The 16175-nt window shown below is 66.4% G+C and carries 16 protein-coding genes; 4 read left to right on the top strand and 12 right to left on the bottom strand.

Annotated features, from left to right (window positions below):
* Positions 1-360 precede the first annotated feature (360 nt).
* A complete protein-coding gene (locus tag A9G05_RS20485; RefSeq protein ID WP_069562698.1) occupies positions 361-2946 on the top strand; it encodes a TonB-dependent receptor in 2586 nt (861 codons plus the stop codon).
* 70 nt (positions 2947-3016) lie between these two features.
* On the opposite strand, the gene A9G05_RS20490 is transcribed toward A9G05_RS20485, so the two are convergent.
* Genes A9G05_RS20490 through A9G05_RS20505 form a run of 4 tightly spaced genes read right to left on the bottom strand, consistent with a single transcriptional unit; the run spans position 3017 to position 7835 of the window.
* Complete coding sequence (locus A9G05_RS20490) at positions 3017-4660, bottom strand: EAL domain-containing protein (protein ID WP_069562699.1); 1644 nt, start codon at positions 4658-4660, stop codon at positions 3017-3019.
* Entirely contained in the window at positions 4660-5202 is a 543-nt protein-coding gene (locus A9G05_RS20495; RefSeq protein ID WP_069562700.1) for a response regulator, read from the bottom strand. The genes A9G05_RS20490 and A9G05_RS20495 overlap by 1 nt, the downstream gene beginning before the upstream one ends.
* A gap of 4 nt (positions 5203-5206) precedes the next feature.
* A complete protein-coding gene (locus A9G05_RS20500; RefSeq protein WP_069562701.1) occupies positions 5207-6556 on the bottom strand; it encodes an HD domain-containing phosphohydrolase in 1350 nt (449 codons plus the stop codon).
* On the bottom strand, positions 6549-7835 hold the full coding sequence (locus tag A9G05_RS20505; protein WP_240919477.1) for an ATP-binding protein: 1287 nt from the start codon (positions 7833-7835) through the stop codon (positions 6549-6551). Before A9G05_RS20505 ends, A9G05_RS20500 begins: the two co-directional genes overlap by 8 nt.
* A gap of 120 nt (positions 7836-7955) precedes the next feature.
* Between A9G05_RS20505 and A9G05_RS20510 the strand changes: the two genes are divergently transcribed.
* On the top strand, positions 7956-8633 hold the full coding sequence (locus A9G05_RS20510) for a hypothetical protein (protein ID WP_139131198.1): 678 nt from the start codon (positions 7956-7958) through the stop codon (positions 8631-8633).
* Between the two features lie 15 nt (positions 8634-8648).
* Here the strand turns inward: A9G05_RS20510 and A9G05_RS20515 are convergent, their stop codons facing one another.
* From A9G05_RS20515 to A9G05_RS20535, 5 genes are all read right to left on the bottom strand, one after another.
* Positions 8649-9956, bottom strand: coding sequence for an ATP-binding protein (locus tag A9G05_RS20515; protein WP_069562704.1), 1308 nt, complete (start codon positions 9954-9956; stop codon positions 8649-8651).
* Position 9957: 1 nt separating this feature from the next.
* The gene (locus A9G05_RS20520; protein WP_069562705.1) at positions 9958-10560 is read right to left on the bottom strand and encodes a chemotaxis protein CheC; all 603 of its coding nucleotides are present in this window, start codon (positions 10558-10560) and stop codon (positions 9958-9960) included.
* Positions 10560-10919, bottom strand: a complete 360-nt coding sequence (locus tag A9G05_RS20525; protein ID WP_069562706.1) for a response regulator — start codon at positions 10917-10919, stop codon at positions 10560-10562. Before A9G05_RS20525 ends, A9G05_RS20520 begins: the two co-directional genes overlap by 1 nt.
* A 144-nt stretch (positions 10920-11063) precedes the next feature.
* Positions 11064-11453, bottom strand: a complete 390-nt coding sequence (locus tag A9G05_RS20530; RefSeq protein WP_069562707.1) for a nuclear transport factor 2 family protein — start codon at positions 11451-11453, stop codon at positions 11064-11066.
* Positions 11454-11463: 10 nt separating this feature from the next.
* A complete protein-coding gene (locus A9G05_RS20535) occupies positions 11464-12165 on the bottom strand; it encodes a DsbA family protein (RefSeq protein ID WP_069562708.1) in 702 nt (233 codons plus the stop codon).
* On the opposite strand from A9G05_RS20535, the gene A9G05_RS27715 reads away from it, so the two are divergent.
* Both A9G05_RS27715 and A9G05_RS20540 read left to right on the top strand, forming a co-directional pair.
* Positions 12164-12304, top strand: coding sequence for a hypothetical protein (locus A9G05_RS27715; RefSeq protein ID WP_165672199.1), 141 nt, complete (start codon positions 12164-12166; stop codon positions 12302-12304). The two genes, A9G05_RS20535 and A9G05_RS27715, sit on opposite strands and share 2 nt — an antisense overlap.
* Before the next feature lie 93 nt (positions 12305-12397).
* A complete protein-coding gene (locus A9G05_RS20540) occupies positions 12398-12952 on the top strand; it encodes a hypothetical protein (RefSeq protein ID WP_069562709.1) in 555 nt (184 codons plus the stop codon).
* A 74-nt stretch (positions 12953-13026) separates the two neighbouring features.
* Here A9G05_RS20540 and A9G05_RS20545 read toward each other — a convergent pair whose 3' ends face one another.
* The 3 genes from A9G05_RS20545 to A9G05_RS20555 form a co-directional block, all read right to left on the bottom strand.
* Complete coding sequence (locus A9G05_RS20545; RefSeq protein WP_069562710.1) at positions 13027-13335, bottom strand: DUF2892 domain-containing protein; 309 nt, start codon at positions 13333-13335, stop codon at positions 13027-13029.
* Positions 13336-13466: 131 nt separating this feature from the next.
* Positions 13467-13718: a hypothetical protein gene (locus A9G05_RS20550; RefSeq protein WP_069562711.1), complete on the bottom strand. Its 252-nt coding sequence runs from the start codon at positions 13716-13718 to the stop codon at positions 13467-13469.
* Positions 13719-13869: 151 nt separating this feature from the next.
* Positions 13870-15963 (bottom strand): LTA synthase family protein, encoded by a 2094-nt coding sequence (locus tag A9G05_RS20555; protein WP_139131203.1) that lies wholly within the window; start codon positions 15961-15963, stop codon positions 13870-13872.
* Positions 15964-16175 lie beyond the last annotated feature (212 nt).

A 16175-nucleotide genomic window follows, 5' to 3' on the forward strand; every position in this document is an offset into this window, starting at 1 on the left:
TAGAAAAAGCGCCATCCACCCCGCGCCGAGCCAATGGCGCGCTGCCCTTTGTGTGAAGCCCGTAGGATGCGGTGAGCCCGGCGAACCGCATCGATGCCCCGTACCTGGCGGCCATGCAGGGAATGCCCCAACCTACCTGGCAGCACCCGGTGGGAGCGGATTGATCCTCGATGCGCCAACGGCGCGGCTGCCTTTTCCGGGAAGTCGCCCAGGCCGGTTCCAGGCACGCAGCAGCTCTGCGTCAGCACCGGCTGAAAGTTTTTTTACGCGATTGCGGCGGGAAGTTCGTCTGGTCAGATGCCAATGCAACTGATTCGCATTAGATGCGTATCATCAGACGGACCGAAGAGAGCCGAACCCATGACCACGCGTTCCACCTCCCCTGCCCTGCGTCGCCTCGCCCGCCCCGCCAGCCTGTCACTGCTGGCCCTGTCCATCGCCATGGGCAGTGCCCCCGCCAGCGCCCAAGGCACCGCGCCCCAGGCCACCGGCCAACTGGCCAGCCAGGGCGGCTACAGCTTCACCATTGCCCGCCAGCCGCTGGTGGATGCGCTCAACGCCTTCAGCGCCACCAGCGGCTGGCAGGTGGGGCTTTCGGCAGACCTGGCCAGCGGCATCCAGTCCCCGGGCGTCAGCGGCCGGCTGCCGGCCGAGCAGGCCCTGAAACGCCTGCTCAGCGGCACCGGGCTGGACTACAAGCTGGTGGGCGAACGCAGCGTGGTGTTGCTCAAGGCCGTCACCCCGGGCCTGGCCATGGAGCTGCAGCCCCTGGCTGTCACCGCCACCCGCCAGGAACAGCTTGCCAGCGAAGTCCCCGCCAGCGTCAGCGTGGCCAGCCGCGAGCAACTGGACCGCCGCAACGTCAACAACATCAAGGACCTGGTGCGTGGCGAGCCCGGCGTCTCGGTAAGCGGCGCCGGCCAGCGTGCCGGCATCACCGGCTACAACATCCGCGGCATCGACGGTGACCGCGTGCTGACCCAGGTGGACGGTGTCGAGGTGCCCAGCAGCTTCTTCTACGGCCCCTACGCACAGACCCACCGCAACTACGTGGACCCGGAGATCGTCAAGCGCGTGGAGATCCTCCGGGGACCGGCCTCGGCCCTGTACGGCAGCAACGCCATCGGCGGTGCGGTGAGCTACTTCACCCTGGACGCCGACGACATCATCAAACCCGGCCGCGACACCGGCGCCCGTCTGAAGACCGGCTACAGCTCCGCCGATGACAGTTGGCTCACCTCCGGCACCGTCGCCGGCCGTCACGAGCAGTTCGACGCCCTGCTGCACCTCTCCCAGCGCAATGGCCACGAGACCGAGTCCTTCGGCGGCCATGGCGGCACCGGCCTGGACCGCGCCGAAGCCAACCCGGAAGACGTGCGCACCACCAACCTGCTGGCCAAGCTGGGCTGGAACTACAACGACACCGACCGCCTGCAACTGACCTACGAGAAATACAAGGACGACCGCGACACCAACCAGCTCAGCGCCGTGGGCGGGCCGTTCATCGGCAACAACGCCTTCAACTGGTACCGCTCCCGGACAGGCAACGACACCATCACCCGCGAGCGCTTCGGCCTGGAGCACACCCTGGCCCTGGACAGCCTGCTGGCAGACAACCTGAAGTGGAGCCTCAACTACCAACTGGCCAAGACCGACCAAAGTACGGTCGAACACTACGTTCCTGGCTCACGCAACGTGATGCGCTACCGCGAGACCACCTACAAGGACCGCCTCTGGGTGCTCGATACACAGTTCGACAAGGCCTTCTCCCTGGGCGAGACCGAGCACCTGCTGACCTACGGCGCCAGCCTCAAGCGCGAGCAGGTCACCGGCCTGCGCAGCGGCACCGGCGTCTGTGCCGCCTCGGTGGGCAGCTGCACCAACCGCGTTGGTCAGATAAGCGCCAGTGACGTACTGGCTGCGCAGAGCGACTTCCCGGACCCGACCATCCAGACCTACGGCCTGTTCCTGCAGGACCAGATCCGCTGGAACCAGTGGACCTTCCTGCCGGGCCTGCGCTACGACTACACCCGCCTGAAGCCCGAGCTGACCGACGAGTTCCTCGCCACCATCAGCAACGCCAACGTCACCGCCTTCAGCGACAAGGCCCAGACCTGGGACCGCGTCTCGCCCAAGTTCGGCGTCACCTACGAGTTCGACGAGCACTACACCGCATTCGGCCAGTACGCCGAAGGCTTCCGCACACCGAGCGCCAAAGCGCTCTACGGCCGCTTCGAGAACATCGCCGGCGGCTACGTGGTCGAGCCCAACCCCAACCTGGAGCCGGAAAAGAGCCGTGGCGTGGAAGCGGGCCTGCGCGGCCAGTTCGATGCCGGCAGCTTCGACGTGGCGGCCTTCTACAACGAGTACCGCGACTTCATCGACGAGAACGCCAGCGTCGCCACCAGCGGCGCCACCTTCAAGAGCGTCAACATCGCCCACGCCAGCATCCGTGGCATCGAGGCCAAGGGCCGACTGAACCTGGACGCCTTGGGCGCCCCGGCCGGTCTCTACAGCCAGGCCTCCATCGCCTACGCCCGGGGCCGTGATGACGACACCGGCGCGGCGCTGAACAGCGTCAACCCGCTGACCGGCGTGTTCGGCCTGGGCTACGAGCAGGACACCTACGGCACCCTGCTGAGCTGGACCCTGGCCAAGCGCAAGACCCGCATCGACCAGGGCGACTTCAACGCCCCGGATGGCCGCAGCAGCCAGTTCAAGACCCCGGGCTTCGGCGTGCTCGACCTGACCGGTTACTACAAGCTGACCGACGACCTGACGGTGAACGCGGGCCTCTACAACCTCACCGACAAGAAGTACTGGCTGTGGGATGACGTGCGGGGCTACGACGGTGTGGGCGAAGCCGGCGTGACCAGCCCGGCCAACCTCGATCGGCTGACCCAGCCGGGGCGCAATTTCGCGGTCAATCTGGTGTGGGATATCTGAGCAACCGCTCGACACGACAAAGGGGCCCAAGGGCCCCTTTTTTCAGCGCGGCAGCCATGCAGCTCGTCTTTTACTGCAACGCCAACTCCACCGCCTGGACCAGGTGCGCGTCGTTCCACGGCTTGGTGATGAAGCGACAGACCGCGCTCTGACTGATGGCCTGCATCAGCGTCTGGGCGTCGTTGTGGCCGGTGAGGAGGATGCGCCGGCACGCCGGGTAGAGCTGGCGTGCGCGGCTGAGCAGTTCCACCCCGGTGATGCCCGGCATGGCGTGGTCGGAGATGATCACCTGCACAGGCTGACTGGCCAGCAGGGCGAAGGCTTCCTCGGCATTGCCGGCGCACAGCACCTTCCAGCCACGCCCCCGCAATACGCGGCGCAGGGCGCCGTGTACGGCGGGTTCGTCGTCCACCAGCAGCAGCGTGGGGGCGTCGGGGTGGTCGGCGCAGGCGGGGCGGGGGAACCAGTGTCGGGTCTGGCCACGCCAGGGCGCCACCGCGTCCAGGGGCATGGGCCGAGCGGCGAAGTAGCCCTGCCACTGGTTGCAACGCAGGCTCTGCAACAGGCGCATCTGGGCTTCCTGCTCCACGCCTTCGCAGAGCACTTCCACGGAGAGGTGCTGGAGCATGGCCATCAGTGCGCGGAACAGGGCCAGGGCGCGGGCGTCCTCGCCGGTGCCGGTGAGGAAGCGCCGGTCCACCTTGACCCGGTCCACCGGCAGGGCCTGGAGGTAGCCGAGGTTGCAGAAGCCGGTACCGAAGTCGTCCAGGGCCAGGCGTACCCCGAGGCGGCGCAGCCCGGCCAGTTGCTCGCGCACCTGGGCTTCGTCATCCAGCAGGCAGGACTCGGTGATCTCCAGCTCCAGCCGCGAGGCCTCAAGGCCGTGGCGCTGCAGGGTGCGCTGGATGAAGCCCACCAGTTGGCGGTCGCGCAGTTGGGAGGGCGACAGGTTGACGGCCAGGGTGGCGTGCCTTTCCGTCAGCAGCGCGCGGGCGTCGGCGATGGCGCGGCCCAGCACCCATTGCCCGAGGTCCACCATCAGCCCCAGCCGCTCCGCCACCGGGATGAACTTGTCCGGCCCCAGCAGGCCCCGGGTTGGGTGCTGCCAGCGCACCAGGGCTTCGTAGCCGCAGACTTCGCCGGTCTGGCAGTCGATCTGCGGCTGATAGTGCAGCACCAGTTGCTCTTCCCGCAGCGCGGCACGCAGTTGGCCGCAGAGTTCAGCCTCGCGCCGGGCTGTGATCAAGCGGGCTTCGTCGAAATAGCGGTAGCGCCCGCCACCCTCGCGGCGTGCTTCGCGCTGGGCCAGTTCGGTGCGGCTGTAGAGGCTGGCGAAGGTGCGGTCGCGCACCCAGGCCACCGCAAGGCCGACGCTGGCACGCAGGTGGAACACCTGGCCGGCCAGTTCCAGCGGCGCTTCCACCAGGGCGCAGAGGGAGGCGCCGAGGCGGTCGGGGGTGTCGCGGCCATCCGGCACGCCCAGCAGGAAGCTGTCCGGGCCGTTGCGCCACAGCCATTCGCCGTCACGCAGGGCGGCGCGCAGGCGGTCTTCGAGGTGCAGCATCACCAGGTCGCCGGTTTCCAGACCGTGGTGGGCGTTGAGTGTGTGGAAGTCGTCGAGGTCGATCAATGCCAGCAAGGCGCCGGGGGCGCAGGGCCCCTGGGTGGCAATCCTGTCCGCCAGGGAGGCGGAAACAGGTTCTTGGATGTCCATCAGCGAGGCTCCGGTTCGCTCTCGTCCTCAAGCAGGATGGCGCCGTCCTCGCTCCGGGCGACGGCGAATATCTCGGGGTGTTCCTGGCGCATCTTGCGCAGGTGCGCCTCGTGGGCATCGATGGCGTGCTGCTGCTGGGCGACCCGTTCGAGCAGCGCCTTGCGCTCGACCTGGCTGTGCTGCAGTTCGAGGCAGGTGTGCAGGGTACTGCGCAGTTCGTAGGCGTCCCAGGGCTTGGAGATGAAGCGGTAGACCTCGGCCCGGTTGATGGCGCGCACCAGCGTTTCACGGTCGCTGTCGCCACTGAGCAGCAGGCGCAGGGCGTCGGGTTGCAGCTGCTTGGCGAACTGGAGGAAGGCGATGCCGTCCAGCTCGGGCATGCGCAGGTCGGAGAGGATCAGCTCGTAGGTGTTCTGCGACAACGCCTCCAGCGCCTCCTGGGGATCGGTGAAGGTGTCGAGCTGCCAGCTCTCCCCGCGCAGTTCGCGGCAGATGGCATTGACCACGGCGGGCTCGTCATCCAGCAGCAGCAATCTGGACATGGCATCACTCCAGGTGAGCGCGGGGCTTGGCCGCTTCTGGCTCACGGACGAACAGGGTGTAGGAAGCCGATTCGATGCCTTCGAAGGCGATCAGCTTGCGGATCAGCAGGTCTGAGAGGACCTTGCCTTCATTGAGCAGCAGCATGCCGTTGTCGGCGTGCAGGTTACGCGCGAGCACCATGCCGGGCTCCAGGTGCCGGGTGTCCACTGCCCGTACATCGGGATCGCCGATGGTGACGTCGGGCATCGCCGTGGAGCAGATGGTGATGAAGCGCTCCACCAGCTCCGGGTCGTACAGCCGCTCGGCGTACTTGCGGATGAACAGCAGGGCCTCGTCGCGATTGAGGCGGCGCTCCAGCACCAGGCCGCATTGCAGTTCGACGAAATCCACCGCCAGCTTGAGCATGCGCGAACCCAGGGGGATGTCGTTGCCGCGCAGGTGATCGGGGAAGCCGGAGCCGTCCCAGCGCTCCTGATGGTGGCGGATCAGCCGTGCGGCGTCGTGCAGCGGTTCCAGCGCCATCAGCACCGATTCGCTCTGGGAGGGGTAGCGCCGGTAGAGGTCGCGGTCCTTGCTGTGCATCAGGTCCGAAGGGCCGATGATCAGCGCATCCGGCAGGCTCAGCTTGCCGATGTTGTAGAGCGCGGCGGCCATGCTCAGGTCGCGGGCCTGGTCCTCGGGCATGCCGAGGTCGGCGGCGAAGGCGCGTATCAGGGCGATGATCTGTTGGTTGGTCTGCTTCTCCCGAGGCAGGCGCTGGTTGACCAGCAGGGAGAACACTTCGGTGCTGAGCGCGTAGCTGCGGCGCAGCTCTTCGTAAGCAAGGTCGAGCATGTCGGCCGTCTGCTGCAGCTCGGAGGTGCGCGCCTGGACGCGCTTCTCCAGGGTCTCGTTGAGGCTCTTGAGCTGCTGGTTCTGCTCCTGGGTCAGGTGCTGCAGGCGCTCGCGCTCGCGCTCGGCGAACTGGTAGGCCAGGGCCTGGCGGATGGTCAGCAGCAACTCGTCGTCGTTCCAGGGTTTGCTCAGGTAGCGGTAGATCTGCCCTTCGTTGATGGCGGTGATGATGGTGTTGATGTCGGCGTAGCCGGTGAGCAGCACGCTCATGCAGCCCGGGTCGCGCTTGTGAATCTCGGCCAGCAGCGTGGCGCCATCCATGCCGGGCATGCGTGCGTCGGACACCACCAGGTCGACGGGCTGGGTCTCGAACAACTGCAGCGCCTCGTCGCCACTGTGGGCCATGACCAGGTCATAAGGCTGGCCCCGGAGCAACCGTCGGAGGCTGTTGAGGATGTTCTCCTCGTCATCGACGAGCAGGACGCGCGGACGCGGCAGGCTCTCGTGGGCTTCAGTCATGGTGCGCTCCTCCGCTGGTTGCTCCCTGGTGGATCGGCAGACGGATACGGAAGGTCGAGCCCTGGCCCACCTCGCTGGTGACCGTCAGGCTGCCGCCGTGCTTCTCCACGATGCTGAACGATAGCGCGAGTCCCAGCCCGGTGCCCTTGCCCACCGGCTTGGTGGTGAAGAACGGGTCGAATATCTGCATCAACTGGCTTTCGGGAATGCCGCAGCCACTGTCGCTGATCTCGATGAGCACATCGTCACCGCAGTGCTCGGTGTGGATGACGATGTGCCCGAAGCTCTCGATGGACTGGGCGGCGTTGACCAGCAGGTTCATCACCACCTGGTTGATCTGCGCGGGAATGCACTCCACCAGAGGCAGTTCTCCGAAGTCGCAGACCACCTCGGCCTTGTACTTGACCTCGTTGTTGACCACGTTGAGGGTGCTGCGGATGCCGTCATGCAGGTCAGCCGGCACGAAGCGCTCATCCCCGCTGTGGGAGAAGTCGCGCAGCGAGGAGATGATGCGCTTGACCCGCTCCACGCCATCGGCGGACTCGCCCAGCAGGCCGTTGATGTCGTCGCGGATGAAGTCGTAGTCGAACTGCGTCTTCAGCCGCTCCAGCTCCAGACCGCCCCACTCGCTCATCTGGTCCACCAGTTGCAGCAGTTGCTGCACGTAGCCCACCAGGGTCTTGAGGTTGCTGGCGACGAAGCCCACAGGGTTGTTGATCTCGTGGGCGACACCTGCGGCGAGCTGGCCGATGGCAGCCATCTTCTCCGATTGCAGCAGCTGGCGATTGGCGGCCTGCAGCTTGATGCTCAGTTCGTTCAGCTCGCCATGCTTGCTCCGCAGTGCAATCAAGGCATGCTGCAGCGCCGGGTTGGCCGCCGCACGGCTGCTGTCGAAAATCGCCAGGCCATAGAGCGGTTCATCCACGCCGGACTCGACGCAGTACAGCAGGGTGGCCTGGAGCATCGGCAGCGGCGTCGGCTCGTCGTCGTCCGGCTGGCTGCTGAGAAGGATCAGGTAAGGCTGGTCGTGCCAGATGGTCTGTACCGCCTGGCCGCCCCGCCTGATCTGGTCGAAGAGGCCGTGCCAGCACGGCGTATCGACTTCGGGGAACGCCTCCACCAGGTGCATGCCGACAATCCCGGAGAGGTCACGCGAACAGCGCTGGCGGATGAAAGCGTTGCAGTAGAGAACCCGTTGCGACCCATCCAGCAGCAGGAAGCCGGCGGGAATCTGCTCCACCGCGGCGACCATCTGCTGCTGAATAACCGTTGAGCTCATGGAATAACACCCGCCCACATCGGACCTAAGCTGAGTATAGGCAGGCGAATTGCGGGTGATGGCAATTTGACGTCATATCACCGTCACTTCGTCGGAAACCGTTTCACGCCAGGAGGTCCCATGCACGCGACGAATTCCCTAGCGCACTACCACCTGGCCTTCGAGGATGGCGGCGAGGCCGCTCTCGATGCCCCCTCCCCGTCCCCGGACATTCCCCCCGAGTGGGCCCGGCTGGAACATTGCCAGTGCAGGAACTGCCCCTTGCAGGCAGAAACCACACCGTTCTGCCCATTCGCGCTTGCCCTGGCGGTGCCGCTGAAGGCCCTGGAAGGCCGCCGCTCCTTCGATACGGTGCGGGTGAGCATCGACTGGCACGGCCGGCATCTGGAGCAGACCACCACCCTGCAGCGTGCGCTCAGCTCGCTGATCGGCCTGATCGGTGCCAGTTCGGGCTGCCCACGCACCCGCCCGCTGATCCCCATGGCGCACTTCCATCAACCCTTCAGCGATGCGGCGGAAACCCTGTTCCGCGCCCTTGGCACCTACCTCATCGGCCAATACCTGCGTCAACAGCACGCCCTCCCGGCGGACTACGGCACGGAAGGCCTGCTGACACTCTATCGAGGCCTGCGGGAGGTGAATCTGGCCATGGCGGAACGCCTGCGCTCAGCCAGCCGGGCGGAACAGAGCGTCAATGGCGTGGTCCTGCTGGATGTGCTGGCAGCGGAGATCCTCGAGTACATGCGCTCGCCGGAGGACACCCTGGGCGGGCTGTTCGAGGCCTATCTGGAGGAATGACAGCCGGGCAGCCCTTCAATCGGCCGGCGGCTGCTGGCGTGGCAGGACGATGCGGAAGCAGGCGCCCCCTCCGGGTGGCGAAATGACGCTGAGCGTGCCGTGGTGGCGCTCGATGATGTTGTAGGAAACCGACAACCCGAGCCCGGTGCCCTTGCCCACCGGCTTGGTGGTGAAGAAGGGTTCGAAGATGCGCCTTCTGAGCTCCTCCGGCACGCCGGGGCCGTCGTCCTGGATGTCGATGAACACCGCGTCGCCCTGGGTGCCGGTGGTGAGGGTGATGGTGCCGTGCTCGACGATGGCCTGGGCCGCGTTGACGATCAGGTTGAGGAACACCTGGTTGATCTGCGAAGCGATGCACTGCACCGGCGGCAACTGGCCGTAGTGCTTGACCACCTTGGCCTTGAACTTGATTTCGTTCCAGATGACGTTCAGCGTGCTGTCCAGTCCCTGGTGCAGGTCGGCCATCTGCCACTCGCCGTTGTCCACGTGGGAGAAGTCCCGAAGGTCCTTGACGATGCGCTTGACCCGCTCCAGCCCATCGCAGGATTCCTTGAGCAGGATCGGCGTGTCTTCACGCAGGAAGTCGTAGTCAGCGGCCTGCTTCAACGCCCGGCACTCGCTCACCAGGGCCGCATCGCCACAGGTCTCGATCTTCGCCTGCAGCCCGTCCACCAGCCCCATCAGTTGCTCCAGATAGCCGCGCAGGCTGTTGAGGTTGGAGTAGACGAAGCCCACCGGGTTGTTGATCTCATGGGCCACACCGGCAGCGAGCTGGCCGATGGCGGCCATCTTCTCCGATTGCAACAGTTGCGCCTGGGCTTCTTCCAGACGGCGGATCAACTGCGCCTGTTGCTCCTTTTCCACTTCCAGCAGGGCATTGAGGCGCTCCAGGTCCTGCTGGCGGGCAGCGGTGTCGGTGGCATCGGCAACGGTGATGCACACCGCCACCGGTTCGCCCTGCTCGTTCTCCAGAGGGAAGAAGGTGCAGTTCTGGTACATGCTCGACAGCTGGCTGGTGATCGGCCGGGTGCCGCCGAAGGGAAACAGGTGCGGCCGCTGTTGCCAGGTGGTGAAGGCCAGGTTGCGCAGGGTCAGCACCCCCCGCACCTTCTGCCGCAGCCAGCGCTCGGGCAACTGGGGGAACAGCTCGAACAACGAGCGCCCGATCGTGTCCTCCGGGATGCGACCGCCGTGGATGACCATGAAGCGGTTCCAGAACAGCACGCGGCAGTCCGGGTCCACCACCAGCACCCCCAGGTTGATGTTCTCCAGCACGGTTTCCAGCACCTGGGAGGACGGACCTGGGGAGCCTGGAGCGCTCATGTCACAGCTCGCTCAGCAGCCGGTCGATGACCGCCAGCACGCTGCCCACCGTCTCCTCGGCGATGCACAGCAGCAAGTCGCAGGTGAACTCGCAAGCCTCGACCTCGAAGCGGATCTCCATGATCAGCGCCCGGTGGTCCTGCAGGGACTTGGCCCCAAGTGCCTCCTGGAACGAAGCGTGGCGGGAGAACACCGAGGGCGCGCCATAGCTCACCGGAATCTCGAACTGCTGCGCCAGGCTGTTGATGCAGGCGCCACTGAGGATGTTGGTGACGTCGAGCATCAGTTCCTCGCGCTGCTGAGTGTCGTGCTCGTCATAGCCCATCAGGTCGGCGAGTTGGTCCGCACCGTGGCAGCCGAAACAGACGAACGCCTCGCCGCGCATCTGCCCGAGAAAGGATTGGCGGGTGACATCCACAACCTGGCAGCCGCCCAGCTCTTCCGGCACCTGGGCATCGCTGAGGCTGAACGCGCTGTGGATGCGTGGCACCGAGAGCACCACGAAGGTGTCGGTCAAGCGTGCCAACTGGTCGGCGGCCTGTCCCATGGCCACGTTCATGAGCTCTTGCAGCGCGTCGCGCTGGTCCTCCGTGAGCCTGTCCATCACACCACTCCGATTTCATGGAGAACAGCATTCATCGCTTCGCTGGTGATCGGCTTCTTGATGAAGGCCGCCGCGCCCAGCTCCATCACCCGCTGCCGGGCCAGTGGCTGGATGTCGGCGCTGACCACGATGATGATGGCCTCCGCCTCGGACTTGCGCAGGCGCTCCAGGGTTTCGAAGCCATCCATCACCGGCATGGTCAGGTCGAGGAAGATGATCTCCGCCTGGCCGGCCTCGTAAGCGGCGAGCACTTCCTGGCCATTGGCGGCCTGGCTCACCTCTTCGGTCAGCAGTTCGGGGAGGGCCTTGAGCACCAGCTTGCGGGAGAGGCTGGAATCATCGGCAATCAGGACTTTCATACACGTGCCTCCGTTGAAGAGAGGTCCCTGTGAATGAGCGTAGTCCAGCGATGTCATTTTGATGGCGTCAATCGTCGGACGGCCAGACCCCTTGCTCGTGACCCCAAGTGTGGCCGGCTTCGCCGAATGCGCCACCCCAGGGCGTCAGGCCATGGCCTGGGCCACCCGCAGGGTGTCGGTGAACTGTTCGAAGGCCGTGATGCGGCCGCCTTCGAGCTGCCAATGATGGGCCACGCGCGCTGCCATGGCCTTGCCGGTGGCGCGGTGTACGCCCCGGTAGGTGCCGATGCCGACGATGCTGGCGCCGCCGTCCACCAGGGCCTCCAGCTCGAAGCGGTAACCGTCCCAATCCCGCGCCAGCACGCTGAACACCTGGGCCACCACCTGCTCCGGTCCAACCCAGGTACCGGCACAGGGGAAGCCGTCCATCTCGGTCCAGCGCACGTCGGCGGCCACCTCTGCCAGCATCCCGGCCAGGTCGCCGCGCGCCGAAGCCTCGTAGTGGTCGGCAATGATCTGCAGGTTGCTCTTCATCGTGCTCACCTCACGCGCAGCCATCGAGCCCGCAGCTCGGGCCACCCACTGCTTCGCTGGCCGAGGCAGCGCCCTGCGCCTGGAGACGCTGGGCCAGCCATGCGCTCCATTGGGCCGGTTGGCCAAGGAAGGCCGAGGCATCCACCCGCTCGAAGCGGCCGTCCACTTCCAGCAGAAAGGACGGGAAGCCGCTCAACCCATGGCGCGCCATCTGACGACGGGTCTCGCTGATGTGCCCGACCACGTCATGGGCCAGCGCCTGGTCGAGGGCGCTGCGGAACGCCGTCGGCTCCAGGCCGAGTTCAGTCGCCAGGGCGACCAGCACCGCCGCCTCGGCAATGCGCCGCCCCTCACCGTAATGAGCCACCTGGAGTCGCGCGAGCATGTCCAGGCCCTTGCCCGCCAGGGTGTCGGCCGCCAGTACGGCGGCGATGGGCGGCAGCGAGTCGAACACCGCCTCCGGGTCCCGCAGCAGCCCGTCCAGGTAGGCTTCGCCGAATACCTGGCCGGTCATCTGGGCGATGCGCCGGTCATGGGGCAGCACATGGCCCCGCCATTGCTCGCCGCCATGCTGGCGGGCCGGGCCAGCGAGCATGCCGCCGCCGTGGGCACGCACCGGCAACACCGCGCGGGCAGCCGCCACCAGAGGCGCGGCGCCGTAGCACCAGCCGCAGAACGGGTCGTGGAAGTAATGCAGGGTGGCAGTGGCCATGGGCACCTCCGAGATCGGGAAAGACGGCCTGCTGGCCGGGGTGCGCCACTGTATTGGCTCTGCTTCGGTAGATAAAACCCGAAAGGATCAAATGATTGTTGCAACCTTCGATCAGATAAAGCCGCTGCAGCCAGCCTGATCCCGGCTGTCACGGTGCCAGCACCTGGCTATCATTTGGCCGTCACAGGACTCGGGCAGATTCGCGTCTCACCATGACCGGGGAGGAACCGCAATGCCCAACACCAAGACCTTCATCCGCAGTTTCAGCCTGGCCCTGGTGGCCGCGGCGCTCGGCGCCTGCGCCACCCAGCCGGCCGCGCCGGCCAAGGTGGAGGCCCTGAACAACGAGGACTGGTACCAGATCCGTACCGAGAAGGAACTGTTCGTCTTCGACGACTACGCCACCTACCGCAACTACGTCGCCAACGGTGCCACCCCCGTGCGCAAGGACACCGGCAAGCAGGACGGTTTCGGTCGCGAGATCATCCTGGTGCTCAAGGCCGAGGACCAGGGCAAGGAAGCCAAGACCAGCGCCCAGCGCTTCCTCGACGTTAGCCTGCCGCCGGCCCAACCCTTCTACGGCGAGATGCGCGACGAAGACGGCATCATCTACGTGTTCAGCCGCTACGGCGACATGATGGACATGTACAAGATCGGCGAACCCACCTTCAGCTACGTCGACATCGGCGGCGGCCCGGATGGCCAGCGCGTGGTGTACGTGCTTACCAAGGAAGAGCCCAAGCCCGAGAAGCTGATCACGCAGTTCCGCCGCAACTACGGCAAGTAAGCGCCCGCCAGAGGTGTAACGTAACGGCAGCGCCTTGACGCTGCCGTTTTCGTTTCCGGCCCTGCCGGCCGAGTTCACCCCTTCGCTTGTGCCTTCTCCCAGTCCGCCAGCTTGCCGGCGGCCTCCTCGATACGAGCCCGCAGCGCTTCCAGCTCGGAACGGCGCTCGACGATCACCCGCTTGGCCGGGCAGCGACCGCTCAGGCCCCGGGCCAGCACCACGGCGCCCAGGGCGGCGCGCAACCAGCCCGCCGGCCCGCCCCGGTGCACGCCGGAGCCCAGCATCGCTACGCCGGTGCCGATGCACAACATCCGCTCCCAGCCCTGCACGTTCCCGGCATCAGGGGTGGCGATATCACGAGATTGCGGCTCGAACGCGACCATGGTCGATCCTCCTGGCCCGGGCAACGTCATGCCGGGCGGTTGTCCAGACAGGCAGCACCGGCAAATCCGGCGCCCTCCTTCTCAGCGACCGCCCAAAGCTGGCTGCGGTTCAGGCAACGGGACGAAGCGCCTCAGCCGAGGTGCATGCCCTGGTCCAGGCTGCGGTCCACCAGCCAGCGACCATGAGCGATGGACGCGCGGCGGGCGCTGTCCTCCTCTGCCAGGAAGGCGGCATCGGCGGGCAATGGAATGCGTCGGGTACGGTGGCCGTCCGGCGCGGTGATATGCACCCCGCCGGCCCAGGGGGTGGGAATGCCGGGGTGCTCGATCAGGTGGGCGGTGATGACGTGGTCACGGTAGGTGCAGTGGTTGCTGGCGTTCATGGCGCGGCCTCCTCTGGGGCGGAAGGCCCGATGGAGCCTTCCCGGTGGGTCCGGCGCCGGGTGGACGCCGGACCTTCACCTTAGGCCCGCCCGCGCGCTGCACGCGCGGCAACCGACGAAGCGCACGGGCTGGTCGTTCTGCAACGGCCTGCTAGCGCTTCGGGTCCTCCAGGCCGGCGGTGTCACCCTGCAGGCTCCTGGTGGCCACTTGCAGGAAGGCTTCCAGGCGCGCGCTCAGGGCCTTGATCGCCGCCGGGTCGTCGATACGAGCGGCACCCTGGCCCTCGCTGTTGAGCTGGTAGCGGAACAGTTGCGGCTCGCCACCACGGGGCTGCATCAACATGCGGTCACCGCTGACGATGGCCACGGTCTGGTCGCTGCCGGAAGGTTTGATCACACCGAAGCCCTTGTCCTCCGGCGCCAGGCTGAGCAGGTCGCGGCCCCAGCATTGGTGACGGGTCTCGCCACCCAGGCGGCCCATGATGGTGGGCACCACATCGACCTGGCTGCCCACCACCTCGGTACGGGCGCCGAACTTCTCCTGGATGCCGGGGGCGATCAGCAGCAGCGGCACGTTGAAGCGGTACAGGTCCATGTCGGTGAGCTGCTCGGGCGCGCCGAAACCATGGTCACCCACCAGCACGAACAGGGTGTCCTTGTAGTAAGGCGACTGCTTGGCCTTCTCGAAGAACTGCCCCAGGGCCCAGTCGGAATAACGCATGGCCGTCAGGTGCTCGTCGTTGGAGCCGAAGCCGGTCACAGCCGGCATCGGCAACGGGTCGGGCAGCACGTAAGGCTTGTGGTTGGAAAGCGTCTGCAGCAGGGCGTAGAAGGGCTTCTTGCCATGGTTGTCACGCAGCTCCTGGGCGGCGCGGTCGAACATGTCCTGGTCGGAGGCGCCCCTGGCGGGGTCGAACACCACCGGGTTGACGAAGTCATTGCGCCCGATGAAGTTGCGCATGCCCTGGTTGCCGAAGAACCCCATCTGGTTGTCCCAGCCGAAATCACCGTTGTAGACGTAGAGGTCGTCGTACCGGCGAGCGCTCAGCAGTTGCGGCAGGCCGGTGAACTTGTGGGTCCCCTCCTGCTGCTCCATCAGGTACTCGTAGCCCGGCAGGTTGGGGAAGCAGGCCATGGTGGCGAACATGCCCTGGTGGGTGTGGGTGCCGTTGGAGAAGAAGCGGGTGAACAGCAGCCCTTCCTTGCTCAGGCGGTCGAAGTTCGGGGTGATGTCGCCCTTGCCATCCAACGCGCCGACATAGTGGCCGGCGAAGCTCTCCATCAGGATCACCACCACATTGCGGATCGGCAGGGTGCGCTCGGCCTCGGGCGTCAACACGCGGCGCACAGCGGCGGTGGCCGGGTCCACCAGGCGGTCCTGCGGGGTCAGCAGCATCTCGCGCACCACCGAGAGCGCCTGCTCATCCGGCAGGGTGGCCTTCCAGACGTTCTGATTGGTCTCCGAGAAGCGCGCCTGAGCGGCGTTGACCAGCATCAGCGTGCCGTTCAGGCCCAACTGGTTGGCAAAGGCCGAATCCGTGGTATTGGCATCGCCCCAGCGCAGCGGCGGGCCCTGGCGCAAGGTGCCCCGGGCGGCCGCCACAGCCAGCACCAGGCACAGGCCGAACACGCCAGCGCGCACGTACCAGGGTGCCACGCTGCTGCGTCCGCCGAGGCTCGGCGCGGTCTCAAGGCCGCCACGGGCCGGACGGGTGACCTGATCCAGGTAGCGGAACAGCCTGAACAGCAGCCAGGTCACCAGGACCCAGGCCAGCAGGTAGCGCACCACCGGGAAGCCGTACCAGAGCATGCTCAGCACGGTCTTCGGGTCCTGGCTCATGTACTGGAACACCAGGCCGTTCAGGCGCTGGTGGAACTCGCGGTAGAAGTCCAGTTCGAGGATGCCGAAGAACAGCGTCAGGCTGGCGAACACCGTCAGCCAGGCCAGGTGCAGCCGGCGCAACGACATGGCGGTGACGAAGGGGATGGACAGCAGCAACGGCGCCAGGGCGTAGATGGTCAGGCGCAGGTCGAAACGGAAGCCGTTGATGAAGGCCTCGACGAAGGTCGAGGCCGGAGTGCTGCCGATCAGCTCGCGGTTGTAGATCAGCAAGGCCCCGCGCAGCAGCGTGTAGAGAACCAGGAAGACCAGGCCGCAATAGACGGTGAAGGCCAGGTGACTGCGCAGCGTGGGGCGATACGACCCGATCGGGCTACGGCTTGAACTCATGGGGGCGGTGTCCATCCATCGAAAGAATGCGAACAGGCCCGGCGGGTTGGGTCGAGGCGTCACGCGCGGCGGCTGGCGGGAACCCATGCAGCGCCGTCCTGGCGGGTATAACGGATGCTCCGTGCGGGTCCGGCACAGCAACAGCGGGTGCGGTGCCTTCAGGCAGCCTGCGGTGCGGGCACTGGGGAGCGGCGATGATAGTGCCTACCCGGTGGGGGCTGGGAAGG

The organism is Pseudomonas sp. ENNP23 (assembly GCF_001728945.1).
Lineage (GTDB): Bacteria > Pseudomonadota > Gammaproteobacteria > Pseudomonadales > Pseudomonadaceae > Metapseudomonas > Metapseudomonas otitidis.